Origin of the sequence: Brevibacillus sp. FIR094 (assembly GCF_050477165.1) — a bacterium.
Lineage (GTDB): Bacteria > Bacillota > Bacilli > Brevibacillales > Brevibacillaceae > Brevibacillus.
In genome coordinates this window covers 1-17,819 of record NZ_JBEAES010000049.1, presented here as the reverse complement: position 1 = coordinate 17,819, position 17,819 = coordinate 1, and the positions used below count along the sequence as shown (strand labels likewise).

Sequence of the window (17,819 nt, the reverse complement as noted above, 5' to 3'; positions counted from 1 at the left end):
GTGATCATTTTGGGTCATACGTTTGGCATTTTTTCTAAATCAGTGGGCAACGTCACATTCGGAAAAATGCGCTCCTCATTGGTAGAGGGCGCATTCCACCCGAATCATCCGGACAATCCGGACAGCCCCAATCGTCCTCGCGCAGAGGATCGTTACGCTGGGTATCAGAATCCGCTTCTAGGCGATCCCGGCAAAGGTCAGATCGGTCGTTGGCAGACGGTCAATCTCGACTCTCTCGAAAGCATGATCGATCAGATGATTGAACAATTCGTCCGGGACAAAAATTGGTACGCCAAGGTTCGTTGCCGCGAAGCGCTGTGGAACATGTACCGTCGCCTAGAATGGTGGGTCAATCAGCAAATCGATCCGCAAAAAAACGACTATCAGCGCGCCTTGCTCATGGTACGAGATTGCATTTACAAAATCCTGAAAAACGCCGAACAGCCGAATGGAACCCACCAAAATGTTTCGCTGCCAGTCTGCCCGGCTCCTTACTATCATCACTTTAGCGGCTACTATCTCAATCATTACGATGCCATCGATAAAGAAGTCCCTACATTTGATATGCGGACGCTCCCTCTGTCGGACAAGTTTCATGGACTTTTCCGTTACGTATCCTCGACAGAAGATCAGGAATGGAAGATGGTTCACTCTGTTGGCTCCAATGAGATGACGGGGAACGAGAATATCATGAAGCTGGATGTGACCACTCTCAAGCACGGCAACTCCAGCAAAGTGACTTTTCAATGGCGCTTTAAAAAGCAAGGTTTCATTCGTTTCAAGTACATGGCTAGCACCGCTCCTGGCGATGGGTTGCTGTTTTTTATTAACAATAATCAGGTTGGCGGGGAATGGAATCAAAACAGCGGCTGGCAGGAGGCAAAGTTTCACGTCAAGCCGGGGCAGACGTACAAGTTTGATTGGTTTGTGCGGCGGATGAGTGATCGGCGGTTTGGGAAGAATGCGGTTTATGTTAAAGATGTGGAGTGCGTTGAGGTGGTGCAGAGTCTGGATGAGCAGACGCCGCCGGATGTGGATACGTTGGGGAATAAGGCTTTTGCCGATCCGAAATGGGAATGGCTGACTAGATCAAGCAAGAGCATCATGACGACTTACTATAACGGTGAAGTGACCGAGGATATTAATGGGAGAGAAGTCTCCATTTCTCTAGACAACGAATGTGACGGTGTTTTTTCATGGAGTCATAAAATGGGGAGAGTATCTCCTCCCTATCAATTTGATGTTACCACTTTTTTTGATGACACTTTTCAGCAAAACGTTTTGCATGGTAGCGGCCTGCACGGAAGTCACGCCTCTTCTCATCACAGCCCTCCATGGTCACTTGATCCCTACGAACATCATTCTGAAACCAAATCTGGTGATGCTAACATTACTTACGCTGTTCACGTAGGAGATAAGACCACGGTCGACGTAAAAGGCCAAGTAGAAATAGTCTGCCCCCCTCTGTCGATCGATCATTACAATCCGCAAGTTATCTCTGAGCTGGACGCAGACACTGCATACTTCTCATTTTCAGGCGTAAACGTTTGGAAAAGATGGTCTCATCCCGATTTCAATATGCAAGCATTGGTAATGGAAGACCCCCTCCGTCAAGGTACAGGCGATGCTTCCACTACCGTTACTCTTTTTGACGATGGCTGGTTTGAATTTGATTATGCTTGTGATTTTCGCCCTTCTGAAATACTGGAGGTTCTAGTTGATGGAGAGCAAATGCTTGTGTCAGCCTCTACCACAGAGATTCAATCGGCAAAGATACCTCTTACCAAAGGCACTCATACGATTACCTTTCGAGTGACAGACAGCTATACTGAAGAGCCTTTTCGAGCCGAAAAGAGCACGGACTTTGATTACGATGATGATTCCGAAAAAATACGTGGTCGCTTCGGAAGCTATATTTCCGTAGATCGCTCCAATGATTGGGAATTCAACCGGAGTAAAAAGATGGCAACCACTGCTGAGAATCGGGCAGAGATAGATTACCAAGTGAAACTGAACCCAGGAGCTTCACTGAATTTTACAGAGAAGGTATTACTGGAGCCTGTCATTGATGTAACAGACTTTGACCCGGATCGAACCAAATACGTTCGTATCTTTTCAGAGGACTTCAATTCAGGTGACGGACGTTGGAGCAGAGACATAGATGTTCGGGATAACTGGAAATGGGTAGACATTTACCAGCTGTATCATCCTGAATCGAACACAGGCGATATTGATGATGGCGTATTGATGGTCAAAGATCAGGATGGAACCACAAACCGCGTTTATTTGCGTGATATTAAATTGAAGAATCCTGGCTTTGTCCGCTTTGAATATGGAGGAAAGTACAGTCGTTATGAATCGTTGAAGCTATATGATAACAACAAACTGATTTGGGAAGGAAACGAAAATCACGAAGCAGCCGTAGGTCTTTATCGGGAAGTGCCACTCTCTGATGGGAATCATTACCTGAAATGGATTTACGAGGATTTAGAAGAAATCGAGGTAGAGGTAGGATCTGGTTCGGGATCTGGAGGTAGTGGTTCAGGAGGTACTGACGGCTCTGAAGAACTTACCCCGGAGGAAGGGGGACAAAAATGTTACAAGGCTGGGATTAAGAATCATGACATAGATTATTCTCTTTACGATAGTGGATTACCTAGTAGTATCACAGGAAAAATGTTATATAAGGGACATGAGCAATCAAAAAATGGCGGAATTGTCACTCGGGAAGTGACTGCTCCTAGTTTTGCCTCTTATACCTATTCCGAGAAGCTTAAAGTTTTTGGGGGAACAGGCATACCGAATAACACCCCTTCAAAAACTTATCTAGATTATAGCGGATTGAAACTAGATTCAAATCTGAAAATGATAAACGGATATCCCGTTTTATTTACAGATTCAATCGTTCCAGGGAACACGGTTGAACACGTCATCAGTTTTTCTGGTGGCGGTATTATAACTTTGCGTTTTAATTTCGCTTCTTTAGTAAGAGACCTGAATAAAAAAAATAAATCAAAGCTAGGTAAAGAATATACAGGCACTCGAGCATCCTTTAGGATGATATTATCCGCTAAATCAGAAGGTGGCGGTGAGGTAATATTTGACTCTGTCAAAAATGAAGGTAGCTCTCTTAGTTATGCAAATATTGATTGGTCAAAATCTTTATTCGTCACCAAAGAGGCAAATTCTGGAAATGAATTGGACGTAAAAAAATGGTATTTACGACTTATCTTTAAGGATGAATACTCTGATAATGATCAGGTGGATAGTAATCTTCAGTTTGCCGCCATCAATAACTTAGTAATAACCACCACAAAACGGGATAACGAGGGAAAGGATATTTATGACACGACAGAAGTAAAAATGGAAGTAATCGATAAATCCACAGGAAAATCAATAGGTAAACCATATCCTGCCTACTTTAACGGTGTAAGCTCCTACAATAAGGCAGAGAGGGAGCATCCTATACAAGTGGTCATTCCACCAGGTAAAACCTATCAAATCCGATATACACTTGTAAAAGGCCCTGGAACGAAAGGCGGATTACACGGTAATGGCGGATCATTTCGATTGTCTGAAGGAAAATTCAAAGAGAAATGGGAAGATTATTGTCACGACTCCAACGGACATTACTACCCAAAAAAAGAAACCCCTTATACGGGAACTCCTCCAACCCAACCTACTACAGAATGGGTAATCCCACCCGACTCATGGTGCTGGTTAGATGCCATCGAAGTATGGGAAAGCCCTGATCCTGTTCGTTTATGTAAAGACACAAGATTGCGTGTCAGAGTCTACGATGAAGATTCCGACGAATTGATCTCCGAGGATGAATACGATGGTGATGACGAGCAATTAATCGAGGTTGCATTAAACAACAATACTCCGGAAGCAAAAAGGTACAAAGTCAATTACCGATTTTTAACGAAATGCGACGACATGGTTTCCCTATCGGACGCACATGTGCAATTGGAAGATGTGAAGCCTCTCGAAAATTCATCCTGTACCGTCCTCGGATTCAAGGTCACCGAGAACACGGCTATTTGGATGGGCGGCTGCAACGGAAGCAAGATGCATTTGAACGTGTATGGTCAAAACGGGGCTTTGATACATTCACAAACATTCTTGGAAGAAGGCAAGCAATCCTTTGGTCTCGCTTCTCTCCTACCTACCCCTTCCCCTTCCTATCGCTTTGAATTCATCACCGAACAAAAAGGCACAACTAGCGCCGTCACCGGAAAAGAATACAAAACAACATTCCGCATGAGGGATTTCCAAGCTATTGAGACATGGGAACTGATTCCTGAACCTTTCAACTCCAAGCTCGAATTTTATATCGACAACGTATTAATGGATACCTTTACACATCAAGGCGGCTTCTATGATCACTACTACCCTGTCGAAGCAGGCAAACATACGTATAAGTGGAAATTCATCGCACAAAGCAGTGGACAGGTCTGGGATGGTTGCGAAGTAGACTACATCAAACTAACCAACTGGATCTGCGACAAGGTCCTGGTCACCCCCTACTGCGATCCCGGCAGCGGCGACAAATGCATCGAAGCACTCATCAAATGCTTGCTCGCGATCTGGAAACAACGCCCTGAGGCATGTGTGATTGGCAAACGAATATGGCTATTTACGTAAGGAGGTACTTCTATGAGTGTAGTTTCTGGGCGTAAATTGGGGTTGCTCTTCGAGGATTCTTTCGATTCTCTTACCCTCGATTCCAAGTGGAACATGACACCAAATGATTCTTCAAGGTGGTCGCTAACTGACGCACCAGGCTCGCTCCGTTTAAAAGGCGGAGCTGAGCCACTTCAACTCTTTTTGGACTCACTGACACCCGTGAAACAATTCGTCCTCGATATGAAAAATTCATATAATCCGAAAGCTTCCGGGAGCACAGGTGGATTGACTATTTTTATTAACCACAATGATTTTTTTCATGTAGAAGAATATTACGATGCATCGCAAGGCACTGCGAAAACCTTCCCCTGGCTGCGGTTAGTACGCGACTACAATACCTACACTGCTTATTGGTCCGAGGACGGAGCCATCTGGCACATCATCGGTTCAGAGGAATTCAATCGCCTTGCTCCCAAAATCGGTATGTTTCTCAACAGCAGAGCTACAGACGACTATCTGGACATTGAACACGTCCGCGTTTTCTCCCTCCCCACTCTCACAGTTTCAAACCTCTCCCCCGGCACCCGCGTGGAGCTGCTCGATTCCAAAGGAGCCCCTGTTGACTCCAAAACGTGTCGAACAAGCCAAACATCCATTCAATTTGATATGACCCAGCATCCTATTCCTTTTACAGGTTCCCTCCGTTTTATTGAGGCAGACGGAAAAACAACCATTAGCTCCAGCGACCAAATGGAAATGTGGGGCGGAGACGAATACGACTTTTCCCCCTCCCCCACCCTCTTTTTTATCGATGGCGAGGGAAATGAGGTTCACCTGCAAGACAACACAGAGGAGTTTCTCGGTCATATGCTCCAAGGCCAGTACAAAGAAGTGAAAATGATCGCCCGAAATACGATGCACCATGGGACTTTTACGAGTATCCAAGGGATTCTCACCTCCTATGCAGGTACCGATCAGTACAAGCGGCTTGTAGATGTCGCTGCAGACAAAAACGGTGTTCCCGGCGCGTGGGGCGATTCCTTCACCCTGCCAGATACTGCGGCAGGAAATGAACAAGTTTTCTGGACGCGGATTTCCCGAGAAACCGATCCAGCACTCGTTGATAAAACGACGCATGTCCATTTCGGGCTCAATTTGTCCGCCATTTATACCAAATAAATCGAAAAGGAGCTGAACCTATGTCGGTCAGAATCACCCGAACAGGCACCGAAGTCGTCCTCGATCATAATGAGTTGGCCAACAAGGGAAAACGTACCCATGCCGAAATCGACTCCTACCTCCAGGAGCTGGATGATGCCAGAGAAAATAAACCGAGCTTAAAGGATAAATTCCGTGAGCTAAAAGACAAAGACGATGAACAGGATCGTCAGCTTGATGCCGTGAAAAGTGATGTTTCTACCTTTCAAACGCGGCTGAATACATTATCGTCAACGGTCAGTGCGGCAGAAGCGAAAAATCAGACGCAAGATCTCCGTCTTTCGCAAGTCGAGCAAAAGAATGCCCAGCAAGACCAAGCCATTCTAAAGCTGCAAAGCGATGTCTCCTCTAACCCCAACGCTGAGGTGGTCGCTGCACGCCGGGATCGGGATGGGAAGACTTTCCCCAGTCTAAAAGCTCGGTTGGATGATATGCAGGGGAAGATTAGTTCTGGGGGTGGCGGGGGAAATAATGGGGGGGCTTCGAGCAGCTCCTTTGATTTACAGACCCCTATCAATATTTTGCTGAATACCTTCCGTGATGCGGAAACACATAACAGACCCGCCTATCGTCAAAACAACATGTATGTAGATGTATTTAGCGATTCCTCAGGAGTTGATATCGAAAAGTCGTCTTCTTTTGCCATTATAAATGGTACTGTCTCATCCGGGCTTTACGATACAAATATCATCATGTCCAGTCCAACTGAACCTGCCCCTTATCACGTAACCTCGTCTAGTGAAACGTCTGGTTACCCTGGATGGATGGGAATCAACGGAAATTTAACAGATTCCTATTATACAGATGGAGCGACTCCTCCGGCAGAAGGTCATTGGTGGCAAATTGACTTTTTCGTCCCCAAAATTATTACTAAGGTCACAATACGAGCTATTGGAATCTCGGCTGGACAGTACGGTCTTGCCACGTTTACTCTGCAAGGTTCACAAGACAATACGAATTGGACAGATTTATACGTGGGATCTCATGCAAACACAGGTTCAGAGTTAGAACACAGCTTTACGAATACCTCAGCATACCGCTATTACCGCCTGGCCAAGCTTCGGAGTTATCGCAGTGCAAACACGATAATTTATACCGGTTGGCACGAGATTAAATTCTATGAAATTATTGACGCAGTTACTCTCGTGACTAAGGCAGTTAACATTGGCCGATCTCCAAAGAAGATTATTACTACTGCGGAGTATACTGACGCGGTTACCTTCGACCTGACCTTCGATGGAACAACTTGGGTAAACAACATCGATTTAAACAAGCTAATCGATACCTCTTCACTAAAAGGTACAAACCTCCAATTACGAGCTAACATTCCGTCTACAGGCAGTTTAAAATCTTTGGGATTTACTTGGTATGACGATAGTATGCTTGTTGAGATGCCAGGTAAAGAAGCGGGAGGCGGGGATCGTAGCAGTACCAAACCGTTAGTAGACGTTGTTGCCGCTACTAATATATTGCGTAATGCTTATCGTACTTTGGAAGGTGCGAATCAGGGAGCGTCGGTTCGGCATAATTTGTATGCAGATGCATTTGTAGATTTATCTGGGGTCGATGTATCTAAATCAGAAGCATTTCAAATCCAAAATGGTAAGTTTACCAAAACTGCTGGAGTACCTTTCATTTGGAAGGACCTGGGTGTTCAAACCGCTTCATCTCTTGGAGATTGGAATAATAATAGCACTAGTTTTAGACCTTACAAATCAAATAGTACGACCCCAACCTATGCCGTTGAAAAAATCGCAGACGATAATGCTATTGCAACACCAGGTGGATATACTGATTATTGGCTTCAAGGCGGTACAAGTGCTGACTTATTCATGAAATGGGTAACACCTGTAGAAATATATAAAATCATTCTTTGGATGAATGGCAGTTTAGGACAAAACGGACACGATTATTGCGATCATCAAATTTTTGTAAAAAATCCGTCAACGGCTAAATGGGAAGCAGTTACTCCAAGGATTAATCTCGCTTCTAAGACCGATAAAGGAGTACATGGTGACGGTTCATGGCACTACCCCATCAACCTAGACCATCTCGTTAATGAAGTCAAAGTAACTGTCTGGAATAAAAGTTCATATATGACCGTTACTGAGGTACAAATACTGCAAGCATCTGATAAAAATGCTGTCTTGGTTTCCAGACCGATTCTATTGGCAAAGGCTCCGACCCATCTTGTGCTGGATGCAGAGTACGAGGGCAATATCAGCATTGATTTGTCACTCGATGGAGGAACCACGTTTACAGCTGGTGTTCCATTGAATCAGCTAGTTGACTTAAGCACTTTTCTACCAGGTAATTCTCTTGTCATTCGAGCCAAACTTAGTGAAAAAGCAGTCCTCAACAGCATTGGTTGCATTTGGTATGACAAAGACACTCTCCCCACTTATACAGATACGGTAGGCGGTAGCAGTGGCTCCACGATCACCGAAGTAGATGGAGGTACATTCTAATGACACTACCAATCAAACTAAAACGCGGTTTAAAAGCGAATCTCCCCTCCGCTGCATCAGCGGGGGAGCCTCTTTTTACAACCGATACCCACGAACTTTTTGTCGGAACAGGTGAAAGTGTAGTCCCAATCGCAGCATCTGATCCCACTCTTGCAAATCGAGTAGAAGAACTTGAAATGCACAGAAGTACCGTCGTCAACACCTACTCCGAAGAATTTAATACATTGGCTTTTGTCGACTCCGAAAAGACAACAGCTGGAATTGTAGGAGGAAGAGTAGCTCCTACCGTTACCCCTGATTTTACTGAAGACTTCAGCACTACGAACTACTTTGACGAGTCAAATTCAATGGGAGTTACTGTTAACACAACCAACCGTCTTATCAGGAACACAGCCGGGATAAAAAATGGTCTTTTTTACACCAAGCCAATTACCATCCCGAGTACTGACAAAGTAACTATAAACGCTGTATCCAACGAACCTAGCGCATACGCTTTCTCAGAAGCCACTCGCTTTTCTTATTCCGGAAGTGTTTTTTCGCAGCCTATGGGTTTTACAGACCGCGCGAATCGTACCTGGAAGGTGGCTCTAGTAAACGGCGCAGGGATTTATGCAAGGGTAACAAATCCTGATGGCAGCCTGTCGTTTGAAGGAACGATCTTGCCATTCAAGGGGAATACCCATACACTTCCTTTTCAAACGGTCGACTATGTTGTGGACTACAACAATCGTGTCTGGTTCTCTATTTCAAATTCATCACTCGGTGGAGTAGTTGGTGCTGTTAATAGCGATGGCACCACTTTCAAAGATTGGTATACCCTTTATTTAGGATCTGGAACGGTAATAGCAACATCGATGACTCTAGATAATCAGAATAGGGTATGGGTCTATCACTCAGTTGCCTCTTATACGCGACTTCATGTTTTTAATAGTAATGGTTCTTTAAATACGGATATGCTTAATATTCTAACATCTGGTTCCACAACTTACTTACGCTCAGTCTATGATCCAATAAGAAACCAAGTTGCTATAGGTGTAATAAATGGGGGTTATTTAAAAGTATATCTTTTTGACAGTTCATTTCGGATGATTCGAAATATACAACTAACGTTTGGGGGAGAAAACAGCTCGATTGACCTGATGTATGACCGAGTCTTAGATAAATATATTGCTATACAAACGATTTATACGAGCGCAACGACATCCTATGCAATTAAACTCTATTCTCTTCACCCTGAAACGCTTGCTCAAACTACTTCAATCGCAAACATCAACGCAAATTGGGTTTCCAGACTAGTTGCTGACGGTTCAAATTACCATTTTGTGTACTCCTCAAATGTAGAGCTAAACAAATTCTACCTCGCCACGTTCAAAGCTTCCGATTTATCCGTCATCGATTCTTCTGTGACAGTCTCGACCTATGCCGGCAAACATTTTCCCTTTAAAGATAGCAACGGAGTTCTTCGTTCGTTATCGTTAACTTCCAGATACGAAACAAACCAAGCCATTGACGAATACAGTTTTGGAGCATCCAAAGCTACCGTTACTTTAGAGGTAACAAACAACAACGGACTTACATGGATAAATGCGATTCCCGGCGAAGAGGTTACCTTCCAAACTCCCTCCACCTCATTACTTTTACGAGCCAGATTAGACTCGCCTTCTGCAAATCTATCTCCAGAGTTATACGGGTATCGTGTGATTACAGGTACTCTTACAGGGGAGGTCATCCAAGATTTTGTAAGCACCAAGCTCCCTTCCGTATCTCCCATTGCCCATGCCTCGCTTACCGCTGACCAAACCCTTCAAGAAGGCTCAATAGACTGGTACCTGTCCAACGACGGCGGCTCGACATGGGAATCAGCAGTCCTCGGACGCAAACATTCCTTTAAAAACCCTCTTTATGCAGATTTACGGGTAAAAGCAGTCATTACCTCGCCTTCTGGCTCCGTGAAATCCCCTGCCATCTCTGGTTACACTCTTACCAGCTCCAACCTATTGCTCACCCCAGCCAAAACAGGAACCAACCTAACCGCCACCATGTCCGCCGATCAAACCTTAACTACCCCTGACACCTTCACCAAAATTACTTTCAATACACCGACCCACGACGAACTGCAAGAATTCGATATAACCCTAAATCGTTTTATCGCAAAGACACCGGGTAACTACTTAATTGTTGGCTCGGCACGCATCAAAAGCCCAACTACTTCACCAAATGGACTGCATCTAGAAGTCCGTATCAATGGTCAACTCCATAAAGTACTCAACAGCATCGTTTCCTACTCCAATCATGCCTGGTGCTTAAACGGCTCAAGCATTGTCCAACTTCAACCCGGCGACTATGTAGAGCTTTTCGGCTACTCCTTTTTTGCCAATGGTGTCATAGAAGCCACCCCCACCTATTCTTACTTCCAAATCAAGCAGTTGTGGTAGCATTTTCACTCAAAACACCGTGAGAATTTCCCCAAACTGTCTACTCTATATATAGACCTCACAAGAGAAAGCGGGTGAATAAACGGATGATCCAAACACTACTCAACTCTTCCACTCTCCCTTTGGTAGTATCCAGTGTGCTGACGGCAATCGTCACTTATCTGGTCGCTCGCCACAACAACAAGAAAGAGTTGATGATTACAGACAGGCAACAAATCTCGCAGGAAAACCAGCAAATTCGCCAGGAGCTTCGTCAGGAAATGGACAAGCTTCGGGAAGAACTCCATGTTTGGCGAAACCGTTGCATGGAGCTTGAAACCATCGTGCAGGAGTGGCGAGATAAATACACGACGCTGGTAGTAGAAAGACAACACCTAGAGTACCGTGTCAAAGAGCTAGAGACCGAACTCAAAACGTATATGCAAGCGAGGATTTCCTAGAGGTTGCCGATTTAGCTCAAGGCGTCATCCACGAGGGTGACACTTACCTTCCTTGGGGCGAAATCTCGCCTCGCGAATTAACCCCCTTCCAAATGAATGACGGCCGGATGTTTTCCCCGATGTATGCCCCGCTTTACTAGCAAAAGGAGGAACAACCTTTGATTGACATGGACCCATTCATCCACAGCTTGAGTTTGCTAACTTTTATGGCGATCTTGATCGAAGCCGTAACCGAAATTTTAAAGAACGCCTTCCCCGTACTAAAAGACCGTTCCACTTACCTCCTCTCCATCCTCATTGGCATTTCGCTCTCCCTCGCTTTTCAAGTCAACCCCTTTGGTCTTGAGGGCAGCGGCTACTACGTTTCTGCCGTGCTGGCTGGTATCCTCACCAGCCGCGGAGCGAACTATCTTAATAGCTTTGTGAAAAAGCTGAATACATCCCCGAAGCAATAACCTCTTCTTCCTCACACAAAACCAAAAGCACCTGCCCCAATGCAATCTCTTTCGCATCAGGGCAGGTGCTTCTTCTTTTTCTCTAACTCTCTCTAAACTTCTTCTATTAACCGCGCCAACAAAGTAGCACGCGTCGATATTTCTCCCAGTTCGATCCATTCATCCGGCGAGTGGGCGTAGCCACCCTTTACACCAAGTCCATCCAGTGTCGGGACTCCGCAAGCAGCAGCGAAGTTGCCATCGCTGACTCCACCTGTACCCGACTCTTCCAAAGCCATCCCTAGTTCATTGATGCTAATCGATTGTGCAAGGGAAAATAATTTGCCTGTCTCTTCGGTGCGCTCCATCGGCGGTCGGCGAATGCCTCCCTTTACGCTGATGTTTGTACCGACGAGCACTGGCGTGAGTTCACTCATTACCTTCTCAATTCGTAATGCCTCTTCCATCGAGATAAATCTCACATCTACTTCTGCTTCTGCCGAGTCGGCTACGACATTGGAGCCAATCCCGCCCTTAATGACGCCCACGTTGACGGTCGTTCCTTTCTCATAATCGGTCAAGGCATGCAGAAATTGCACCTGTCTCGCCAGCTCTTCAATAGCAGAGACACCTTTTTGATGATCGACGCCAGCGTGTGAGGAAATACCGCTGACTGTCACGGTAAAATAGGCGCTTCCCTTCCGCCATGTTTTGAGTGCACCGCTCGGTTCGGTTGGCGGCTCCAACACAAAGCTTGCCACTGAACGCGCTGCTGCTTCTTCTACCAGCTGGCGAGAAGTCGGGCTGCCGATCTCCTCGTCACTGCTTAGCAATAACACAATTTTTTTATCTGCAGGCAGGCGATCCAGCTTTACCAATGCCCGCATCGCAAACATTGCTTGCAAAACGCCCGCTTTCATATCGTATACGCCCGGCCCGTACGCTTTCTCATCCCGGATCGCAAATGGTCGGCGAGCCGCCTCTCCTTCTAGCCATACGGTATCGTAGTGGCCGATGATGAGGATTTGCTTTTCACCGTTGCCCAGCGTACAACGCACCTGATCGCCATACGTCTTATTCGGGATCAGCTCTGCTACTCCCCCTGTCAGCCGTTGAAACTGCAGAGCGAACCAGCCCGCCATGCGGTCGCCAAGCTGTTTGTCACGAGAGGGCGAGTCCATGTTGACTGCCTCTTCGAGTAGCTGTAGATAGTGGGACATATTCTCTTGTACATAAGTGTGGATTGACATAGTGCCTCTTCCTTAGTGAGATTGTGAATTGAGTCCGAACAGGCGATCTAGTCCGTATACTTTTTCCAACAAGACGATGAACACCAGACTTAGCAAGATGACCACCGAGGAAATCGAAGCCACCAACGGGTCAAGTGTTTCCTGCATATAGGTGAAAATCGCGAGTGGCAGCGTCGTCGTATCCGGTGCCACCAAGAATAAGGAAACCGTCACATTGTCAAACGACGTCAAGAACGAAAAGATCATCCCCGACGCAATGGCCGGACGCAACAGTGGCAACGTAATATCCCAGAACACCCGAAACGGATGGGCACCCAGCATGTATCCCGCTTTTTCCAACGTATAATCGAACGAGCTAAGCCCTGTGAGCACCAGCCTTACGACATACGGAATCGAGATCAGCATGTGTGCTAGCAAAAGCCCCGTAAACGTCCCCGCGATACCGATTCGCGTGAAAAACAGCAACGCGGAAATCCCGATAATGAGCGAAGGAACGGTGAGCGGTGAAAGCATCAGTGCGTTGATGATGCCACTCCCACGAAACTTGTATTTGGACAGCGCGAATGCAGCCAATGTCCCTAAGAGAGTCGCCAAAATAGCCGTTACCGTAGCTAGCTTAAGACTGAACAACAGCGAATCGATGAACTCCGGTCGATCCAAAATCATCTCATACCACTGCCACGAAAACCCTTCGGGCGGAAATCCGAGATATCCTGCTGCGGTAAAGGAGCTCGGGATGATGACTAGAAACGGCAGATTGACCAAAACAAGTACAAAAAACGTGATGAGTCCGAGTACGTTTATTTTTTTCATGACGCAAACACCTCTTTATACCGCTTGGTTTCAATCAGCTTCGTATACAAAGTCACCAATAGAATCGTGCTGCCCAGAAGCAGGAAGGCAAGTGCCGCACCCAAAGGCCAGTTCAGTGTCGCCATGATTTGCTCATAGGCGATGACAGGCAAGACCTTCACGGACGTTCCACCCATCAAGGCAGGTGTTACAAAAGCACTCATCGACAAGCTGAACACCAGTGTCGTACCAGCAATCATCCCCGGCAAACACAAGGGCAATGTCACACTGAAGAACGTACGTGCACGGGAAGCCCCCAAAATCGATGCCGCCTTATTCAGGGACGGATCGATGGCATACAAGCTGGTTGCAATCGCCAGAACCATGTAGGCAATAAAGGAATCCGTTAGACCGATCACAATACCCAGCTCGTTGTACAACAGCCGCAATGGTTGATCGATCAACCCCAGACTCATCAATGTTTCATTGATCCACCCTTTTTCCCCCAATACCACTACCCAACCGAAGTTGCGAATAACAACACTGATGAGGTGAGGGGCCAGAATCAGCATCGTGACGATTCCACGCATTTTCCCTGTAGCCTGCGCCATGTACATCGCTACAGGAAATCCAAGTAAGAGGCACGCTAGTACTGTCCAGAGACTCACGCGAATTGTCCGCCACAGAATCTCCAAGTAGTACGGATCTTGTACAAATAAAGAATAATTGTGAAAAGAGAACGCCTGATTCTCATCCTGAAAGCTGAGCAAAAGCATCATCAGCATCGGGAGGATGAATACACCAAGCAGCAAAATCATCGCAGGTGCTGTCAACAATGTAACCGAGAGACGCTTGCTCATCCGTCATCCCCTTCCTGCGGGCATGACCAGTACGTCGTCCGCGTTCCATTGACAGTAAACCGTTTGACCTTCTTGGCGGTCTACCGAACTATCGGTCATTTGGACTTTTACCGAAAGCGTATGCTCCCCGACCTTGATCTCACATTCAGTGTACGAACCCAGGAAGGAGGCAAGCTGTAAATGTCCTTTTACCCGATTTGCTTCCTCACTGACGGCTGTATCGGTCAGCTTGATTTTCTCTGGTCGGATAAAAATGATCACTTTTTCATGGAGTGCCACTGTTCGCTGTTGCTTTGCCGCCTTCACGAGCATTCCACCAGTCGTCCGCAGCGTGAGTACATCCCCGTCAATTCCGATGACTTCCCCTTCCAAACGGTTCGTCTTACCGATGAAGGTATGTACGAATTCAGATGCGGGCTGATTGTAAATCTCCAGCGGTGTACCGATTTGCTCCACGAATCCGTGATTCATGACCACGATGCGATCAGAGAGCGCTAGCGCCTCTTCTTGGTCATGTGTAACGAAAATAGTCGTAACGCCGATTTCCTGATGTAAGCGCTTTAACTCATCGCGTAGCTCTTCACGAAGTTTGGCATCCAAGTTACTGAGCGGCTCATCCAAAAGCAGGAGCGACGGCTCAATAACAAGCGCCCGTGCAATCGCAATCCGCTGACGTTGTCCGCCAGAGAGCTGTTTCGGGTAGCGGTCTGCTACGTTTGGCAGCTTGACCAGCCCAAGTACACGATTCACACGCTCTTGCATTTCTTGCTTGCTCACTTTGCGTAATTTCAAGCCGTAGGCGATGTTTTCCGCCACAGTCATATGCGGGAACAGCGAGTACGTCTGAAACACCATTCCCAGTTCCCGTTTGTACGGAGGCACGCCATTCATTCGCTGCCCCTTGATCAAGAGGTCTCCGCCATCCGGGTCCAAAAAACCGGCAATCATATTCAAGGTCGTGGTCTTACCGCAACCAGATGGGCCGAGGAACGAGATGAATTCGCCTTGCTCCACCTGCAGGTTGAAGTTTTGAACCACGACATTGCTTTGAAATTTTTTCATGATGCCGCGCAGTTCAACGTCAATCACCTTGGTCACGTGAATACCTACTTTCCTGTTTTAGGTGCGATTTCTTTGTTAAAGCGATCCAGCCAAGCAGATGTTTCCTTGCTCACTACGCTATAGTCGAAGTTGACAACCTTTGTACGATCAAATTCCAATGTTTTCGCTACATCGTCTGGCAGCTTCACAGATGTTGCCGGGTTGTAGTACAGCTTCGTTGCATACATCGTTTGAATTTCATCTGTCAAAAGGAAGTCGACGAATGCTTTAGCGGCTTTTGGACTCTTCGAACCTTTTACCAGCGTAGCTACGTTCGGTACGATGTTTCCGCCCTCTTCAGGGAAAACGAACTCCAATGGTACGCCTGCTTCTTTTTGTGTCAAGCTACGCGCCATTGTCCAAGTGGTGTACGCTGCGCTCTTGTTTTGCAGGTTTTGCTGAAGCTGTGCTGCACTCTTCGCAAAGGTCGGCATGTATCCTGCAATCGTTTCCATTTGTTTGAAGCCCTGTTCCATATTTTTCTCGGACCCGCCATTTGCGTATGCCAGCATGATCATCGCAGAGCGTCCGAAGTTGCTCGCTACGTCTGTCATCGTGATGTAGCCTTTTACTTCTGGCTTAGCCAGGTCATTCCAGGACTTCGGTACAGGCAAGCCTTTTTCTTTTACCAGGTCCGTATTGTAGGAAATCCCCATCGGCGTAAAGTTTACGACTACACCACTATCCTCCGTCACATGCAAATCTTCCGGTACGTTTTTCATGTTCGGGATATCTGTTGCAGATACGGCTTCCCACAAACCTTCTTGACGACCCTTCTCTTGCTCGCCGCCCTCAATGATGGTCAGATCGATTTGCGGAGCATTTTTCTGTGCTTTAACCTTCGCTACGATGTCCGTAGAAACCCCGGAAACATACGTCAGTTTTACATTCGGATATTTCTCGTTAAACTTCTTGAAGACTTCATCCTTCATCATCTTTTCAACGGTCGCGCCGTTTCCTGCTACTACGAGAGTGTCTTCCAGCTGAACTTGTGCTTCGCTGCCGCTATTGTTGCCAGCAGCCGGTGCAGGAGCAGATGTTTGCGGCGCGGAGGAGCCACATCCAGCCAGCAAGGAACCAGTCAAAGCGAAAATGGACAAGACGGATAATGCCTTTTTCTTCATGTAAGTTCGACCCCCGATTGTCTGTATTGTTCACAAATAGAGAACGACGTTTCCTATTCGAGAACGATAATGTTATACTAGCATAAAGAAACTGACTATTCAAGGTAGTCGTAATAGCATCATCATTGCCCGAATTGCGAGATTGTCAGCAGTGTTTCTTACACGTAAAATAAGGCTAATGTAAGCAAAGGAGACGTTTGTATGGACCAAGTATTGTCTTCTGTTCGAAATGGCTGTCGGCTGTTAAAAATATTTCTCGATTCGCCAAAGGAACTCGGGGTAACGGAGCTCAGTAAAAAGCTACAGCTGTCCAAGGGAGCCGTTCACAAGCTCCTGTCCACGCTGGAGTCTGAAGGCTTTATCCGCCAAAATGAAAAAACCAAGCAGTATACGCTTGGCTACACGCTTTTGGAGCTGGGCACTAAGGTGCTCACGAATCACGATATCGTTGATTTTTCCAAACCGTTCTTAGACCAGCTTGTCTCACGGACAAACGAATTGGCAGTCTTATGTGTACAAGATTCCAAGGACGCCATTTATGTAGCCAAAGAGGATTCGCTTCATCCTGTTCGCTTTACCGTAGAATCCTTCCGGCGTTTTCCCCTTTACTCTACCTCCGCTGCCAGAGTTTTGCTCGCCTATCAGCCGGAGGAGTTTCAGGACGAGATATTGCAGGAACATCCGCTGAAAAGCTACACGCCTCATTCGTACACGTCAGTCGAGCAAATCAAAGAGGACTTGGTGACGATCCGTGAGCGAGGCTATGAAATCAGCTCGAATCGACGTAATACAGGCGTGACCGGAATCGCTGCCCCGATTTTCGATTCGACTGGACACGTAACTGCATCCGTCAGTGTCATCGGTCCCTCTGACCGCGTGATGCCGAAAAAAGAAGAGATTTTACAAGAAACGCTCGCGACGGTACGTGCGATGTCTTCTCAGTTAGGGTATCGAATGTCTTGAAGTTAGCTTGAGTTGCCATGAAAAAACCTCCTGTTCATCAGTCTGCTCTGTGAAGTGCACCCCTTAAAGTAGACATTGGAAAAACCCCTACGGTTTACCGATGAA

The 17,819-nt window shown here is 46.5% G+C and carries 12 protein-coding genes; 7 read left to right on the top strand and 5 right to left on the bottom strand.

The genetic code is table 11. The features are described 5' to 3' along the window. Window positions 1–9 precede the first annotated feature (9 nt). The 6 genes from ACQ5DJ_RS27350 to ACQ5DJ_RS27325 all read left to right on the top strand — a co-directional run bounded on the left by ACQ5DJ_RS27350 (window position 10) and on the right by ACQ5DJ_RS27325 (window position 11,645). The gene (locus ACQ5DJ_RS27350) at window positions 10–4,647 is read left to right on the top strand and encodes a hypothetical protein (protein WP_429845186.1); all 4,638 of its coding nucleotides are present in this window, start codon (window positions 10–12) and stop codon (window positions 4,645–4,647) included. Window positions 4,648–4,659: 12 nt separating this feature from the next. After that, the gene (locus ACQ5DJ_RS27345; protein WP_429845185.1) at window positions 4,660–5,808 is read left to right on the top strand and encodes a hypothetical protein; all 1,149 of its coding nucleotides are present in this window, start codon (window positions 4,660–4,662) and stop codon (window positions 5,806–5,808) included. Between the two features lie 20 nt (window positions 5,809–5,828). Beyond that, window positions 5,829–8,315, top strand: coding sequence for a discoidin domain-containing protein (locus ACQ5DJ_RS27340; protein ID WP_429845184.1), 2,487 nt, complete (start codon window positions 5,829–5,831; stop codon window positions 8,313–8,315). Further along, a complete protein-coding gene (locus ACQ5DJ_RS27335) occupies window positions 8,315–10,750 on the top strand; it encodes a hypothetical protein (RefSeq protein WP_429845183.1) in 2,436 nt (811 codons plus the stop codon). Before ACQ5DJ_RS27340 ends, ACQ5DJ_RS27335 begins: the two co-directional genes overlap by 1 nt. Window positions 10,751–10,836: 86 nt before the next feature. Further along, window positions 10,837–11,190: a hypothetical protein gene (locus ACQ5DJ_RS27330; protein ID WP_429845182.1), complete on the top strand. Its 354-nt coding sequence runs from the start codon at window positions 10,837–10,839 to the stop codon at window positions 11,188–11,190. 167 nt (window positions 11,191–11,357) lie between these two features. Beyond that, the gene (locus ACQ5DJ_RS27325; RefSeq protein ID WP_429845200.1) at window positions 11,358–11,645 is read left to right on the top strand and encodes a hypothetical protein; all 288 of its coding nucleotides are present in this window, start codon (window positions 11,358–11,360) and stop codon (window positions 11,643–11,645) included. Between the two features lie 92 nt (window positions 11,646–11,737). Here the strand turns inward: ACQ5DJ_RS27325 and ACQ5DJ_RS27320 are convergent, their stop codons facing one another. From ACQ5DJ_RS27320 to ACQ5DJ_RS27300, 5 genes are read right to left on the bottom strand one after another with little or no spacing between them, the layout of a single operon-like run. After that, entirely contained in the window at window positions 11,738–12,874 is a 1,137-nt protein-coding gene (locus ACQ5DJ_RS27320; protein WP_429845181.1) for a M20 family metallopeptidase, read from the bottom strand. A 12-nt stretch (window positions 12,875–12,886) separates the two neighbouring features. Next, window positions 12,887–13,687 (bottom strand): ABC transporter permease, encoded by an 801-nt coding sequence (locus ACQ5DJ_RS27315; RefSeq protein ID WP_429845180.1) that lies wholly within the window; start codon window positions 13,685–13,687, stop codon window positions 12,887–12,889. After that, window positions 13,684–14,526: an ABC transporter permease gene (locus ACQ5DJ_RS27310; RefSeq protein ID WP_429845179.1), complete on the bottom strand. Its 843-nt coding sequence runs from the start codon at window positions 14,524–14,526 to the stop codon at window positions 13,684–13,686. The genes ACQ5DJ_RS27315 and ACQ5DJ_RS27310 overlap by 4 nt, the downstream gene beginning before the upstream one ends. Window positions 14,527–14,529: 3 nt before the next feature. Beyond that, window positions 14,530–15,624, bottom strand: coding sequence for an ABC transporter ATP-binding protein (locus tag ACQ5DJ_RS27305; RefSeq protein WP_429845178.1), 1,095 nt, complete (start codon window positions 15,622–15,624; stop codon window positions 14,530–14,532). A gap of 8 nt (window positions 15,625–15,632) precedes the next feature. After that, a complete protein-coding gene (locus ACQ5DJ_RS27300) occupies window positions 15,633–16,751 on the bottom strand; it encodes an ABC transporter substrate-binding protein (protein WP_429845177.1) in 1,119 nt (372 codons plus the stop codon). Window positions 16,752–16,952: 201 nt separating this feature from the next. Between ACQ5DJ_RS27300 and ACQ5DJ_RS27295 the strand changes: the two genes are divergently transcribed. Further along, window positions 16,953–17,714 (top strand): IclR family transcriptional regulator, encoded by a 762-nt coding sequence (locus ACQ5DJ_RS27295; protein WP_429845176.1) that lies wholly within the window; start codon window positions 16,953–16,955, stop codon window positions 17,712–17,714. Window positions 17,715–17,819: the final 105 nt, after the last annotated feature.